Source organism: Roseibium aestuarii, from assembly GCF_008477545.1.
Lineage (GTDB): Bacteria > Pseudomonadota > Alphaproteobacteria > Rhizobiales > Stappiaceae > Roseibium > Roseibium aestuarii.
Genome location: NZ_VORA01000001.1, coordinates 1365956 through 1381129, shown reverse-complemented (window position 1 = coordinate 1381129; position 15174 = coordinate 1365956). Strand labels below are relative to the sequence as shown.

At 65.2% G+C, this 15174-nt stretch carries 12 protein-coding genes; 3 read left to right on the top strand and 9 right to left on the bottom strand.

Annotation, left to right across the window (positions count from 1 at the left end):
• Positions 1-231 precede the first annotated feature (231 nt).
• From FR728_RS05905 to ndk, 4 genes are all read right to left on the bottom strand, one after another.
• The gene (locus FR728_RS05905) at positions 232-738 is read right to left on the bottom strand and encodes a hypothetical protein (RefSeq protein ID WP_149891663.1); all 507 of its coding nucleotides are present in this window, start codon (positions 736-738) and stop codon (positions 232-234) included.
• A gap of 7 nt (positions 739-745) precedes the next feature.
• The gene (locus tag FR728_RS05900) at positions 746-2845 is read right to left on the bottom strand and encodes a molybdopterin-containing oxidoreductase family protein (protein ID WP_149891662.1); all 2100 of its coding nucleotides are present in this window, start codon (positions 2843-2845) and stop codon (positions 746-748) included.
• A gap of 108 nt (positions 2846-2953) precedes the next feature.
• The gene (locus tag FR728_RS05895; RefSeq protein ID WP_208998670.1) at positions 2954-3391 is read right to left on the bottom strand and encodes an EF-hand domain-containing protein; all 438 of its coding nucleotides are present in this window, start codon (positions 3389-3391) and stop codon (positions 2954-2956) included.
• A gap of 262 nt (positions 3392-3653) precedes the next feature.
• Positions 3654-4076, bottom strand: coding sequence for a nucleoside-diphosphate kinase (gene ndk, locus FR728_RS05890; protein WP_149891661.1), 423 nt, complete (start codon positions 4074-4076; stop codon positions 3654-3656).
• Between the two features lie 288 nt (positions 4077-4364).
• Here ndk and FR728_RS05885 point away from each other — a divergent pair, with 288 nt between their 5' ends.
• Entirely contained in the window at positions 4365-5417 is a 1053-nt protein-coding gene (locus FR728_RS05885; RefSeq protein WP_149891660.1) for a hypothetical protein, read from the top strand.
• A gap of 87 nt (positions 5418-5504) precedes the next feature.
• Positions 5505-7388 carry an ABC-F family ATP-binding cassette domain-containing protein gene (locus tag FR728_RS05880; RefSeq protein ID WP_149892236.1) on the top strand — a complete coding sequence of 628 codons (1884 nt, stop codon included), beginning with the start codon at positions 5505-5507 and terminating at the stop codon, positions 7386-7388.
• A 700-nt stretch (positions 7389-8088) separates the two neighbouring features.
• On the opposite strand, the gene FR728_RS05875 is transcribed toward FR728_RS05880, so the two are convergent.
• Positions 8089-9585 carry a putative bifunctional diguanylate cyclase/phosphodiesterase gene (locus FR728_RS05875; protein ID WP_208998669.1) on the bottom strand — a complete coding sequence of 499 codons (1497 nt, stop codon included), beginning with the start codon at positions 9583-9585 and terminating at the stop codon, positions 8089-8091.
• Between the two features lie 91 nt (positions 9586-9676).
• Entirely contained in the window at positions 9677-10672 is a 996-nt protein-coding gene (locus tag FR728_RS05870) for a 2-hydroxyacid dehydrogenase (RefSeq protein ID WP_149892234.1), read from the bottom strand.
• 201 nt (positions 10673-10873) lie between these two features.
• Here FR728_RS05870 and FR728_RS05865 point away from each other — a divergent pair, with 201 nt between their 5' ends.
• Positions 10874-11593: an HAD family hydrolase gene (locus FR728_RS05865; protein WP_149891659.1), complete on the top strand. Its 720-nt coding sequence runs from the start codon at positions 10874-10876 to the stop codon at positions 11591-11593.
• A 21-nt stretch (positions 11594-11614) separates the two neighbouring features.
• Here the strand turns inward: FR728_RS05865 and FR728_RS05860 are convergent, their stop codons facing one another.
• The 3 genes from FR728_RS05860 to FR728_RS05850 form a co-directional block, all read right to left on the bottom strand.
• Positions 11615-12316: a class I SAM-dependent methyltransferase gene (locus FR728_RS05860; protein WP_149891658.1), complete on the bottom strand. Its 702-nt coding sequence runs from the start codon at positions 12314-12316 to the stop codon at positions 11615-11617.
• 47 nt (positions 12317-12363) lie between these two features.
• Positions 12364-12816, bottom strand: coding sequence for a DNA polymerase III subunit chi (locus FR728_RS05855; RefSeq protein WP_149891657.1), 453 nt, complete (start codon positions 12814-12816; stop codon positions 12364-12366).
• Between the two features lie 678 nt (positions 12817-13494).
• On the bottom strand, positions 13495-14997 hold the full coding sequence (locus tag FR728_RS05850) for a leucyl aminopeptidase (RefSeq protein WP_149891656.1): 1503 nt from the start codon (positions 14995-14997) through the stop codon (positions 13495-13497).
• Positions 14998-15174 lie beyond the last annotated feature (177 nt).

Below are 15174 nucleotides of genomic sequence, written 5' to 3'. Positions count from 1 at the left end.
CCTCCGTCTTGCTCGGGCTTGACCCGAGCATCGATGCGGTGACGCCTTGACCCAGCACGGCCCCGCGAGGAGGCAAGGGAACGGCATGGATGCCATGGCATGGAGGAGAGGTGAAAGCGAAAGACACGGGGGCCGAGGACCGTATCCTCGGCACAGGGGACAGGATTGCCCTCCCTGGCCGCAAGCCCTATGTGCCGCACGCTTTTGGCTCGCGCCTTCACGTGGTCGGGGTCAACGGGGGCGGCGGAGCATGTCGTCGTACCATTGCACGAGCGCCGCATCGCCGGGTTCGGCGGAGGATGCATCTTCCTGCAGTTGGTCGCGGATCTGCAGCCAGAACCGGACGGCCCAGGCAGGCGCGCCCTCCGGCCAGAGGGGCATGGTCAAAAGCTCTGAGGGCGACATGCCCGAGCGCAGGGCGCACATGTCCTGATAGGTGGCGCAATCGTCCTCGTCCTGCCCGAGGCGGGCGGCCGCGATGAGCGCCCGGGCGCGGCTGTAGAGATCATCCTGATCGCGAAAGTCCTGAGGAATCGTCACGCGCTGCCAGTCCCGGGCGAGGGTCTGGAGGGCATTGCGGCTCCGCGCCGCGGGATCTGCCTCTGCCGCCGGCCCCTGGCCGGAGAGCAAGGGGAGCACCCTCAACTGCGCCCGCACCACGAGGGCCATCAGGGCCTCGGCGGACTGGGCCTTGCGCCAGAGGTCCCATTGCATCTCGGGCGCACGCGGGTCCGTCATCGGCCCTTCACGCCTTGCGGATCCAGACCGCCGTGTCGTGGAAGGCGGCGCCGCCGTAGGGGGCGACGGGGTCGGCGCCGGTGAGTGTGTTGATGCCCTTTCCGCCGACGAAACTGTCGTTCGGCCAGATGCCTTCGGAGATCACCGTGCCCGGGGTCACGTCCTCGTAGAAACGGGCATGGAGGGTCACCACACCGCGGTGATTGCCCATCTTCACCAGATCGCCATCGGCAATGCCCAGGGCTTGCGCATCGGCCGCCCGCAGCCACGCCTCCGGGCGGCGTTCCTTCTTCCGGCCAGTCTCGTTCTCGTTGAAGGTCGAGTTCAGGAAGGAATGGGCCGGCGCGGTCACCAGACGGAACGGATGACGCTCGTCGGCGGCCTCGATCGCGTCCCACTGGTCGGGCAGCTCGGGCATGGTGGTCCAGGGACCGAAGACGCGCCCGTCGGTCGGCTTGTTGGGCGCTGCCGAGCGGCCCCAGTCGGGCTTGAAGTGGAACTTGCCGTCGGCATGTCCGAAGCCCTTGAGATAATGGGCAGTCTCGAAGTCCGGCTGCAGGTCGATCCAGCGCGCGGCCTCGAAGTCCTCCAGGGTGCCGTAGCCCGAGGCACGCATCATCCAGTCCACGTGCTCGCGGGCGCTCATGTGGAAGCCGGGATGATCCTTTGCATGAACGCGCTTTGCGATCTCGTTGAGTACGAAGAGGTTCTCCTTCGGCCCCTCCTCCGGCTCGACGACCTTCGGGCCGAAGAGAAGATACTGATGGCCGCCGCCCTTGTAGATGTCGTCATGCTCCAGGAACTGGGTGGCGGGCAGCACGATATCGGCCATCCGGGCCGTGTCGGTGAGGAACTGCTCGTGGACCACGGTGAAGAGATCCTCGCGGGCGAAGCCCTTGCGCACCAGCTCCTGCTCGGGGGCGACCGAGACCGGATTGGTGTTCTGGATGATCATCGCCTTGACCGGCCCGCCGCCGAGAAGGGCGGCCTCATCGCCGGTGAGGATGCGGCCGACGAGGGACTGGTCGAGCTGACGGGTCGGATGATCCAGCAGCTCGGGCGCCTCGATCATCGACTTGTCGAGCTTGTAGATGGCACCGTTGTTGTGGAAGACCCCGCCGCCCTCGTATTTCCAGCAGCCGGTGACCGCGCCGATGCTTGCGGCCGCATGCATGGAGACCGCGCCATTGCGCGAGCGGGTGAAGCCGTAGCCGAGGCGGAAATAGGTCTTCTTGACCGTGCCGATGGCATTGGCCGCCTCGACGATCTGCTCGACATCGAGCCCGGTGATCGCCGCGGCCCATTCCGGGGTCCGGGTCTTGAGGTGTTCTTCCAGCTCATCCGGGCAGTCGGTATAGGCGGCGAGATAGTCCCGGTCGGCAAAGCCATCGCGGAAGAGCACATGCATGATGCCGCAGGCAAGGGCCGCGTCGGTGCCCGGCCGGATCACCAGGCCGATGTCGGCCTGCTTCATGGTCTGGGTGCGGTAGACGTCGACCACGATCAGCCTTGCGCCACGGTTCTTGCGGGCGGCGGTGACGTGGGTCATCACGTTGACCTGGGTGGCCACCGGATTGGTGCCCCAGATCACGATCTGGTCGGAAACCGCCATCTCGCGCGGATCGGGGCCGGCCAGAAGACCGGTTCCGGCCACATAGCCGGTCCAGGCCATGTTGGTGCAGAAGCTGCCGAACATGCGGGAGTAGCCCTTGGCATGGGTCAGGCGCCAGATGCTGTCGCGCTGCACCAGACCCATGGTCCCGGCGTAGTAATAGGGCCAGACGCTCTCGGCGCCGAATTCGGCCTCCGCTGCCAGGAACTTCTCGGCGATCAGGTCGAGTGCCGCATCCCAGGAGATGGGCTCGAACTGGCCGGAGCCCTTGGGGCCGATGCGGCGCAGGGGCGTCTTCAGCCGGTCCGGATGATAGAGCCGGTCCGCATAGCGGGCGACCTTGGCGCAGATCACGCCGGCGGTGTAGCCGTTGTCCTTTGCCCCGTTCAGGCGCTTGACCCGGCCCTCCTCGTCCAGATGCACATCGAGGGCGCAGGTCGAGGGACAGTCGTGAGGGCAGGCAGAAAAGGCGGTCGACGGCAGGGGCTTGTTCATGATCGGGCTCGTGGAGGAAAGTGAGCGGAAAGTCGGTCGGAAACCCTCCGCTGTCAAGGAGGGGGCGCGCTCCCTCCCCGCTCTCCGTGCCGCCTGCCCAGCGCTACTTCAGGGCCGGCCGAAGTCGTCGGCACGCACGACCCCGTCGCCATTGCGGTCGATCCGGGCAATCCAGCCGGCGGCGGCATCCAGAAACTCGCCGCGGGACACACGGCCGTCGCCGTCCAGATCATTGACCTCCAGACGCAGGCCATTGGCCGGGTTGCGGCGGCCCTCGCCCATGCCCTGACCGTTCTCGGCCTGATCATTGGCACGCGCCTCGTCAAAGGTCACGTATTCCTCGGCATCGAGAAACCCGTCGTCATTGGTGTCAAAGGAGGCGAAGACATCGGACCGGCGGTCGCGGGCCTCGTCGACGGTGACGGCGCCGTCGCCGTCGAGATCCCAGTTCTCGATGAAATGCGCGCCGGGCGCGGCCTGGGCAGCAGAAACGGCGGCGAAGGGGGCAACAAGGCCGGCGATGAGAATGAGGGTCGGCATGCGCATGAGAAGGCTCCTTGTCCGGTCAGAGGCGTCTCCGGCGGGCTATCCGGCCGGTCTTGCGCTCCGTAGTGAAGATGGAGCCTTGCGCGGGCAAATGCTGTCCTTGAGCCGTCGCGAGATGTAACGGAGCCATGTCAGGCGTGGGGTCCGCGACCGGCCGACACACACGTCATGCAGCTGGACACGCAAAAAGGGCCCACCCGTTGCCGGGCAGGCCCTTTTCAAGTGAACGCGATCAGGCGTCCGGTCGAACCGTCAGGCTGGATTAGCCGACGATTTCGTGACCGGCGAACCAGAAGGCGATTTCTTCTGCTGCGGTTTCCGGAGCGTCGGAGCCGTGCACGGAGTTTTCGCCGATGGACAGGGCGAATTCCTTGCGGATGGTGCCTTCGTCAGCGTTGGCCGGGTTGGTGGCGCCCATGACTTCACGGTTCTTGGCAATGGCGTTTTCGCCTTCCAGGACCTGAACGATGGTCGGAGCGGAGGACATGAACTCGGTCAGTTCACCGAAGAAGGGGCGGTCCTTGTGGACAGCGTAGAAGGCTTCAGCCTGGCGCTGGGACATCCACACGCGCTTGGAAGCGACGACGCGCAGGCCGGCGTCTTCGAGCTTCTTGGTGATGGCGCCGGTCAGGTTGCGCTTGGTTGCGTCCGGCTTGATCATCGAAAACGTGCGTTCAATCGCCATGGTCTTGGGTCTTCCTGTTGGTCTGTGAAGGCGGGCCGAGGGATCGGGTCCCGCCGATACGCAAGAGGCCGGTGAATTGCTTCGCCAGCCTCGATTTGGCGCTTCTATAGCCGTGCCACGGCGGGATCGCAAGGGGGGCCTTCATGACGTTTTTGCGTCTTGCCCCCAGAGCTTTCGTCCCGCTCTCTGGCCCGACTCAGGGGCGGCCGCTAGGCTGGTCGCCACGGGCAAGGGGCCTTCCGGCTTCCGCAAGGGCGGATCGCCACATCGACACAAGGGTTAGTCCCCATGGCGGACACGACAGGTTTCACGCAGATTGCCTCGACGGGGCGCGACCCGATGCGCTCCTCCTGGAGACGGGCGCTTTGCCTCTCCCTCCTTCTGGCCCTCTCGCCTCTTTCTCCCCTTTCAGGTCTTGCAGCATCCAGCCCGGCCCAGGCGGCGACGCGCGAGGACCTTCCCGTGGAGGCCGTGACGCCCCCTGCCGCGTCTGCCGAGAGCCTCTCCGACGATCCGTTGCCGGCCCTCCTTTCCGCCATGACGCCGGATCAGCGCGACGAGTTCTTCATCTTCCTCGCCGGCAATGCCTATGTCGCCCTGCATGACCGGCTGGCCGAAGCCGTTCTGCAGCGGCTGGGACTGGAGAAGGGCCCGTCACCCCAGACCACCCTGGACGCGCTGTCCGCCATCCAGATGTCGGCGCTGGCGGAGGACGAGGCCGCCCTTTACCTGTCCACCGGCCTGATCGGCGCCGTTGCCCTTGGCCACATGGCTTCCTCACCCGCAACAGAGCTTTCGGCCCTGCCCGCGCGCAGCGACCTTGCCAACCGCCTGCTGCTGTGCAGCCAGCTCGACCCGGATGATCCGGCGGGCTTCGCCGCCCTTGCCGAAGGTCTGGGCTATCCGGAGGAAGATCTGGAGACCTGCGCGCCCCGGCTCAACGCCGCCTTCGACACCTGGCACGACCTGACCTTCGGCCTGCGCCCGGAGGCGGTGCCGGACCGGGTGCCCGTTGCCGTGATCCACGAGGATGCCGCCACCGATCCCTTGCGCCTCTTCCTGAAGGAGAGCCACCTGCTGGAGCTGGTCGCCAGCCAGATGAACCAGCTCTATGGCTTTACCCGCCCGCTGACGCTGGCCGCCCGCAACTGCACCACGCCGGCCATTGCCTGGGACGATGCGCGCAGCGAAGTGACCCTGTGCGACGGGTTGCTGCGCGGATATGGCGCGCTGTTCCTGGAGATCTTTCCCGCCACTTACGACGGCGAGGGCGACGGCGAGAGCTACAACGAGGACGAGGACGCAGCGGCACCTGACGCGAGGGGCGCACAGGGCAACTGAGCGGCGGGGGCAACACACTCGCGGCCGGCCGGGGGCTCCGCAAAATCTCCTTGCATGGGCGCACAAGCTCCGCCATTCCTCCTTCCCATGTTGCAGATCACCGACCTCACCTACCGCATCGGCGGCCGGCTTCTCATCGAGAAGGCCAGCGTCACCCTTCCCTCCCGCGCCAAGACCGGCCTCGTCGGCCGCAATGGCGCCGGCAAGTCTACCCTGTTCAAGCTGATCACCGGGGATCTGGCCTCGGAGACCGGGTCAGTGACGATCCCGAAGAATGCCCGGATCGGCCAGGTGGCGCAGGAAGCGCCGGGCACGGAAGAGACGCTGCTGGAGGTGGTGCTGAAGGCCGACACGGAACGGGCCGCCCTGCTGGCGGAGGCCGAGACCGCCAGCGACCCGGCGCGCATTGCCGAGATCCACACGCGGCTTGCCGACATCGGCAGCCACACGGCGGAAGCGCGCGCGGCCTCGATCCTCTCGGGCCTCGGGTTTGACGAGGAAGCGCAGGGGCGCCCCTGTTCCGCCTTCTCCGGCGGCTGGCGCATGCGCGTGGCGCTCGCGGCCGTGCTCTTTGCCGAGCCGGACCTGCTGCTGCTCGACGAGCCGACCAACTATCTCGATCTGGAAGGCACTCTCTGGCTGGAAAGCTATGTGGCGCGCTATCCCCATCAGGTTCTGCTCATTTCCCACGACCGGGACCTGCTGAACAAGGCGGTGGACAGCATCGTTCATCTGGATCAGGGCAAGCTCACCTATTACTCCGGCGGCTATGACAGTTTCGACCGGCAGCGGCGCGAGACCATGGCGCTGCAGGCCAAGGCGAAGGAGAAGCAGGATGCGCAGCGCAAGCACCTGCAGGCCTTCGTCGACCGGTTCCGCGCCAAGGCCACCAAGGCCCGCCAGGCCCAGTCGCGGCTGAAGATGCTGGAAAAGATGCAACCGATCGCGGCGCTGACGGAAGAAAGCGCCCGGCCGATCCACTTCCCCAATCCGGAAGGCCGCCTCTCCCCGCCGATCCTCAAGCTCCACGGGGTGAGCACCGGCTATGGCGACAAGCCGATCCTGCGCGGCCTGACCATCAACGTGGACACGGACGACCGCATCGCGCTTCTGGGCGCCAACGGCAACGGCAAGTCCACCTTCGCCAAGCTCATCTCCGGACGGCTGGAGGCCATGAGCGGCGAGGTCACCCGCGCTTCGAAGCTGAAGATCGCCTTTTTCGCCCAGCACCAGCTCGACGAGCTGCGCCCGGCCGAGACGGCGGTCGACCATGTGCGCAGTCTCATGCCCCAGGCGCCGGAAGCCCAGGTGCGGGGCCGTGTCGCCCGCTTCGGCCTGCCCACCGACCGGATGGACACGCCCGCCAAGGATCTCTCCGGCGGCGAGAAGGCGCGCCTGCTGCTGGGACTTGCCACCTTCGACGGACCGAACCTGCTGATCCTCGACGAACCGACCAACCACCTGGACATCGACAGCCGCGAGGCGCTGGTGCTGGCGCTCAACGACTTCGAGGGCGCGGTGCTGCTCATTTCCCACGACCGGCATCTGGTGGAGGCCTGCGCCGACACCCTGTGGCTGGTGCACGGGGGCACGGTGGCGCCCTATGACGGGGACATGGAGGACTACAAACGCCTGATCCTTCAGGGCCCGGAAGCCGCCCGCAAGGCGCGCGAGAAGGAAGCCGCCGCCGAGGCCGCCGTCTCGGGTCAGGACAAGCGCCGCGACGCCGCCCAGAAGCGCGCCCAGCTCAAGCCGCTGAAGGCCAAGATCGATCTGGCGGAAAAGGAAATGGCCCGCCTTCAGGAAAAGATCGAGAAGATCGACGAGATGATGTCCGACCCGGAATTCTTCACCAGGGACCCGGATCGCGCGGCGAAATTCGCCAAGGAACGGGCCTTCTGCGAGAAGAAGCTGATGAAGACGGAAGAGGAATGGCTGGAACTCTCCGCCGAGTATGACGAGGCGGTTTGAGGGGGCGATTGTCTCAAAGAGTGCGGTGGCGGGTGCGGGTGCCGTCCCGGACCTGATCCGGGACCTTGCCGGTGTCGCACCAGAAGCCCTGTGCGCTGAAAGCACCTCCCGGCGAGAGGTCCCGGCAACAGGTCCCGGCTCTGGGCCTTCCTCAGGGCCTTCCTCAGGGCCAGGAGCGAATAACACGACGGCAGTCTTCGCAAGACACTCAACGTCAGCGGTTACTGGATCCCTGCCTGCGCAGGGATGACGACCGTGCAAATGGCGCCGCCTCTCCACCCATCACCCCCGCCTTTCCGCGTTTCACCCCCTCTCCTTCGTCACCCTCGGGCTTGACCCGAGGGCCCATGCCGTGAGCTCTCGGCACATGAGGGCCTCTCCAACGGCGCAAGGTCACGGCATGACGAGGGAGAGGTGGGAAGAACGGAGAGCAGCGATGGCGATCTGTGGAGCTTCCGCTGGGCCGCGAGGTCAGAGGCCCCCCTCACCCTGCGCTGCGCGCCGACCTCTCCCGGTCTCGGGAGAGGGAATGGGTGCCAGCCGCACGGTCTTGGCTCCTCACGGTACCCCCACCTGAAAGCCGCATCCTCGCAAGCGCCCATGCGGCGGAGAGGTGCGGGCAGGACTGATGAAGAGACGCTTGCGACCTAGCGGCACTGGACAAGCGGCCGTTCCCGAGGTCAGATTTATAAACCGGCGCTCAGAAAGTCCGGTCTGCCCCGATGCGACGCGCAGCAATGTCCAGAGCTTCGTCGCGGTAGGATCCGGACTGATGGTCCAGAAGGGCGCTCAGATCAACAAGCGAAAGTGGTCGGCTGATCAGGTATCCCTGATAAAACAAACAGCCAGCACTCTTTAGCGCATCAAGTTGCTCTTCCGTTTCAACGCCTTCCGCAATGATATTCAAATCCAGGCTTCGAGCGAGATCAACGATGGTCTTGACGATGGCCATATTACGTGGATCCGCGATGAGGTCGCGAACGAAAGATTGGTCAATCTTGATTTGATCGAAGGGAAACCGCTTGAGAGAGCTGAGAGACGAATAGCCTGTTCCGAAATCATCCAGCGACCACGTGATTGACTCAGCGCGTAAAGCCTCCATCTTTGCAATCACCCGGGTCCAATCTTCGGCCAATGCACTTTCTGTAAGTTCCAGTTTCAATCTGGAAGGCCGAGCGCCGCTGGAATTAACAATTGATATGACTTGGCGAACGAAGTCATCCTGGCGGAACTGGATGGCACTGACATTAACAGCCATTGTTAGATGGGCCGTCGCCGGATCATGGGACCAGCGCTCCAGTTGGGCGCAGGCAGTTCTGAGCACCCATTCGCCGATGGGGACGATCAGTCCCTCTTCTTCGGCGAGAGGAATGAAGTCGGCGGGTGATATCTGTCCTCGTTCGGGATGGGTCCAACGCAAGAGCGCCTCGACCCCCAGGATTTGTCTGTCTTCACCCACCTGCGGCTGAAACTGAAGATGGAACTCGCCTCTCAGGAGACCACGACGAACGTCGGCGACAAAGGTTCGACGTCCCACGAGATTCGATTGCATCAGAACGATCGACACAGCAGCACCACCAATCCCGGTCAAATGATTGACGAGGACGCCGATCTTGTGTCGCCCGGGCGTGCCTTCGAACCCCAGATGGTTCAACACGTTTAGATCGAGAGAGAACGCGCAGAAGATGACCAGTGCAAGCGTGGGCAGCACAATACGCAGATAAAAACCTTCACGGTACAGAAGGAAGTACGACGCAGCAGCAACCGCGAGCATGTTTAAGTGAATGGACCGCGACACCTCTGCGCTGGGAACATCAGAAAGGCTTGAGAGCGTTACCGTGACAATGAGCATATGGCTCATGAGGATCGCGGCAAGCCTAAGGCGCCCGATCAGGGCAAGTGCCACCATCGCCGCTCCGACACCGATCGTTAGCATGTTCACGCAGTACAGGAACCAGCGACCCTCGACGGCATAGTAAAAGCACCAGAGCGCGCTGATCAGCACGCAGACCAGCCCGCCGATCAGTATCAGCTTTCGGGCGCGCTCATTGTCCAGACCGACAACACCCAATTCCTTCGTGTAGGACTTATCCCGGCAATTTGAGACCTTACGCAGGAGAACATTCAAATCCAAAGCCTTCAGTATCACCAACGAGCGCGAAGCATTTCCAAAAGACGACCAGATCTCTATTGCCACCTCAGTCGAAAAACAAGAACATCTCCAAAATTAGGCAACGCATACACCATATCTCGCGCGCAACTTTCTTGATTACAAAACCGATGACGGGTCACTCCACTCTGTTTGCCGGGGTGCCGTCCCCGGCAAAGCTCGTGATATTTTCCACCGTGGTCCGGGCGATGGCCGTCAGCGCCTCGCGGGTAAAGAAGCCCTGATGGCCGGTGATGAGCACGTTGGGGAAGGTCTGCAACCGGGCGAAATGGTCGTCGGGGATGATCCGGTTGGAGAGATCCTCGAAGAAGAGATCGCTCTCCTCCTCATAGACATCGAGGCCCAGCGCGCCGATCTGGCCGGACTTGAGCCCGGCGATCACCGCATCCGTGTCGACCACCGCCCCGCGGGAGGTGTTGATCAGCATGGCGCCCGGCTTCATGGCCGCGACCGCCCGCGCATCGATGAGATGGCGGGTTTCCGGCGTCAGCGGGCATTGCAGGGTGATCACGTCACACTGGCCGAGCAGCGCCTCGAAGGGCAGATAGGTGACGCCTGCGGCCTGAAGCGCCTCATTGGGGTAAGGGTCGCTCGCCACCACCTTGCAGCCGAAGCCGAGGAGAATGCGCGCCAGAACCTGACCGATCACGCCGGTGCCGACGACCCCTGCCGTCTTGCCGTGAAGATCGAATCCCATGAGGCCGTCGAGGGCGAAATTGCCCTCCCGCACCCGGTTGTAGGCCCGGTGGATCTTTCGGTTCAGCGCCAGAATGAGCGCCACCGCGTGTTCGGCCACCGCATGGGGGGAATAGGCGGGCACGCGGGCCACCTTGAGGCCGAGCTCCCGGGCGCGGGGCAGATCCACGTTGTTCACCCCGGCCGAGCGCATGGCCACAAGCCCGATGCCCATGTCGGCCAGGAGATCGAGGACGGGTGCGGAGAGATCGTCGTTGACGAAGGCGCAGACGGCCGTGGCGCCATTTGCCAGCATTGCGGTGGAGGGCCCGAGCCGGGCGTCGTGAAAGACCAGTTCGAGGGGGGGCTCCGCCCCTTCCGCCGCCCGGGTCAGGAACTCCCGGTCGTAGGGCTTGGTGGAAAAGACATCGATCCTCACCTGTGCCGCATCACTCCGCATGATCCTCGATCCCCTCGCCTGTCTCGCCGCTGCCCCAAGCTGCCGATCGTTTGTCGCCGTTCCTGCCGGGCGGGGGCCCCCGCTGGTGAAGACCCTAAGCGCTTTGGCAGAGGGAAAACAGGTTCTCTGCGGGCGTCCTCCACGATAGTGTCGCAGGCGATGCCCTCCGCGAGAGATCCGATGCCACAGACCGCGCCCCAGACCTCACAGATCACCACCCTCGGTTTCGATGCGGATGACACGCTCTGGCACAATGAGCGGATCTTCCAGTTCACCGAGGCCCATTTCACCGAGCTCCTGGCCGATCACGCCGCAAGCGATCACCTGCGCGAGCGCCTGCTGGCGGCCGAGCGGCGCAACCTGTCGCGCTATGGCTATGGCATCAAGGGATTCGTGCTCTCGATGATCGAGACGGCGCTGGAGGTCACCGACAACCGGGTGCCGGGCGAGATCATCGAACGGATCCTCGCGGCCGGGCGGGAGATGATCGCCCATCCGGTGGAGCCCCTGCCCCATGTGCGCGAGACGCTGGAGGCGCTCTCCGGCTCCTATCGCCTCGTGCTGATCACCAAGGGCGACCTGTTCGATCAGGAGCGCAAGGTGGCCGAAAGCGGGCTGGCGGAGCTGTTCCGGGCGGTGGAAATCGTGTCGGAAAAGACGCAAGTCACCTATGCCACCCTGTTTGCCCGCCACGGCACCGGGCCGGTTGAAGCCATGATGATCGGCAACTCGGTCAAGTCGGACATCCTGCCCGCGCTTGGCGCCGGGGCCCATGGGGTCCACGTGCCCCATGACATCACCTGGGCGCTGGAGGAGGCCGACGCGCCGGAAGGCATCGAGCGGTTTCACCGGATCGATCACATGGGCAAGCTTCCGGAGCTTCTCGCGCGGCTGACGTGAGCCCCGCGCTGGCCCGGACCTTCAGGCGGGACGGGCGAAGACGGCGCGCACATGGGGAATGGTGCGGCCGGGCCGGGTGATCTCGTAGGAGGTCGCCTCCACGAGCGTCAGCCCGAGGCTCTCGAAGCGGCGCCATTCGGAGGGGCTCAGCGGCCAAGGCGGCCCATCGGAGGCTGCGCCTTCCGCGCGCACCCGGCTGATCAGCAGCAGCCGGCCGGCGGGTTTCAGCAGACCGGCAAGCACGTCGACCGCCCGGGAGCGCAAGGGCTCCTGCAGGGCCTGGAGCGTGTAGCATTCATGCACCAAATCGAAGGCACCCGACCAGTCGGGCGGCAGCTCAATCAGATCGGCGGCCACATAGCGCACGGAGGACCCGGGAAAGCGCGACCGGGCCCAGTCGATCGCCTCGGGGGCCAGATCGAAGGCGGTGGTGGTGTAGCCGGCTTCCGCCAGTGCCTGCGCATTGTCGCCGAGCCCGCAGGCCACATCGAGGGCGGTCTGCCCCTGCCCCGGGTGATCGGCCAGCCAGTCGACCAGCGCCTGTTTCGCCTTGCCATCCGCCCAGGGCACGGCGGCGGTGTCGCCGGCCGCCTCGCGGTAGACGGTGCGAAACCATTCGGCCCTGTCGGCAGACGAGCCGCCCTTGCCGCCGGTCAGATCGTCGAGGCGGGCGCGGGCCGCGTCCCGGCGGGCGAGAAACGCGTCAGGTCTGTCGTCAGGCATGGTCCAGTCTCCCGGTCATGGTCACGGGCGGCAGGTTGCGGTGGGCCTCAGGCCTTCTTCTCCCAGCCGCCGCTTTCGGTCTGCTGCCAGTAGGTCAGCGCGTGACCGGCGGCCTTCACGGCCTTCCAGGTCTGGCGCGCCTCGCCGAGCGCTTCCGGGTCGTTGCCGTCGAAGAGATAGACGACCCGTGCATAGGGGGTAAGGTCCGCAAGCTGGGCCCGGTCCACCATGAAGCGCACCTGCGCCTCGTTCGGGTTGTCCCCTTCCGCAGTGAGGTAGATCGGCTGCTGTTCGGGATAGCCGTCCTCCTGCGTGCCATGGGGCAGGAAGCTCTCGTCGGAGAAGGTCCACAGATGGGCATTGAGCGCATCGCGCCGCTCAGGGTTGCCGGCCTGCACGGCCACGACCCAGTCGCGCTCGAGGCACTTGAGCAGCAGACGCGGCAAGGCGTCTTCCAGCGGCTGATGCATGAGGTGATAGAACAGAACTTCGGTGGTCATGGTGCCCGTGCGCCGTGGGGCCTGCCGCAGCGCCATTGTCCGGACGCGCCCAGGGCCCTCGCGATTCTCCTGGTGGCCTCAGTCTAACCCGTCACGGCCATGGCGGGGGCTTCGCATCGCACAAGCCTTCGCAAGCTGGGGAAAACTTTTGCTCACAGGGAACTTGCGGCCATTTCATGGCGTTTTGCGGGTGTCGGCGCGGCCTTGTGATGCAGCACGGCAACACCGGAGGCAGGGCAACGACACGCGGTTGGTTGCCGGCGGATTGGCACTGGACTCTTTCCACGCCCAACGTCATTAACCGATCGCAAATCAGGACCACCTAATCTCGCCGACCGGGGACACGAATCCGGAAGGTTCGCGGACGGGAAACACGACGTTTCCTGCGCGACCCGACGGCTTGGCAAGGCGGGATCGGTACGGTCCTGCAGCGTTTTTCAAGGGGATGAGCATGGCTGCTCGCATTGTTGTATTCTTTGCTCTCGTTTTCGCTCTGGCCGGCGCCACCGCCTCCATCGGACTGCTGGTGTCCGAGGAAGCGTCTGCCTGCCAGGCCTACAAGACCTGCTGAGACGCGGACCTCACGGCCTGCTAGCTCACGCCGCAAACGAGACATGAAAAAACCCGCCGTTTCCGGCGGGTTTTTCTTTTTGCAGGCCGTGAGGCAGCGACGGCGGATCAGCCCTCGTAATTGTCGGCAACCAGCCGGTCGAGCAGACGCACGCCATAGCCGGACGCCCAGCCCGGATTGATGTCCGTCTTGGCGCCGCCAAAGGCCGTACCCGCGATGTCCAGATGAACATGGGGCACCCCGTTGGAGAAGCGCAGCAGGAACTGGGCCGCCGTGATGGAGCCGGCCGTGCGACCGCCGGTGTTCTTCACATCCGCATTGGGGGTGTCGATCAGCTTGTCATAGTCCTTGGAGACCGGCAGGCGCCAGACCGGCTCGCCAGAGGCCTTGCCGGCCGCGGTCAGCTTCTCGGCCAGGGCATCGTCCTCGGTGAACATGCCGGCGTTGAGATGTCCGAGCGCGATCAGCACGGCACCGGTCAGGGTGGCCAGATCGATCATGAAGGCCGGCTTGAACCGGTCCTGGGTGTACCAGAGCGCATCGGCCAGCACTAGGCGGCCTTCCGCGTCCGTGTTGAGCACCTCGATGGTGGTGCCGGACATGGCGGTGAGGATGTCACCCGGACGGTAGGCATTGCCGTCGGGCATGTTTTCCACCACGCCGATCACGCCGATGGCGTTGACCCGCGCCTTGCGGGCCGCGAGCGCATGCATCAGGCCTGTGACGGCAGCCGCGCCGCCCATGTCGCCCTTCATGTCCTCCATGCCCGCGCCGGGCTTGATGGAGATGCCGCCGGTGTCGAAGACGACGCCCTTGCCGACGAAGGCAAGCGGTGCCTCCCCCTTCTTGCCGCCGTTCCACTTCATGACGGCCAGACGCGGAGGACGGACGGAGCCCTGGGCAACCGCCAGAAGCGCGCCCATCTTCAGCTTGCCCATTTCCTTCTCGGTCAGGATCTCGACCTCGACGCCGAGCTTTTCCATTTCCCTGACCCGGTCGGCGAATTCCACCGGACCGAGGGCGTTGGGCGGCAGGTTGACCAGCTCGCGGGCGAGCAGCACGCCGTCGCTGACGGCTTCCAGATCGGCCCAGGCCTTCTTGGCAGCCTTGGATTCGGCGCAGGCGAAGGCAATCTTCAGGGCTTTGGGCGCGTCATCCTCGGCCTTGGGGGTCTTGTAGCTGTCAAACACATAGGAGGCCAGGCGCGCACCCATGGCCATGCGGGCTGCCGCCACGCTTGCCGCCGCCTCGTCCAGATCGGCCATGTCGGTCACGACCGTGGCCGCTTCGACCTTGCAGCGGGCGAGCAGCGCCTGCAGCTTGCCGCCGAGACCGATCCAGTCCTCTTCGCCAAGCTCGGCCGCCTTGCCGAGACCGAAGACCACGAGACGATCGGCGGTGAGCCCCGCGGGGGCGATCAGATCCAGGCTCGTGCCCTTCTTGCCGGTAAACCCACCGACGGTCGCGGCGCGCTCCAGTCCGCCGGACAGGTCGGCGACCAGCTCGCCGGCGGCGGCGCCCAGGGTCAGCCCCTCTCCTGCGAGCAGGACAACCGTCCCCTCGGACGGCTTCGACATCTTGACGAAGGAAACCTTGGTCAACTGTGCCATGACTTCTCAAATCCTCTTGTCAGCCGGGCGGGCCAGGCCGTCGTCGGCGCCGGATGCGCCGGTGGCCGGAGGGCTCCGCCGGGAGCCAGATCATGGCCGCTCGCCCTCACCGCTGCAAGCACCGGATGCATTCGCTCAACCATGAACGGATTTTTACCAATCTTGTTGAGCGTTGAT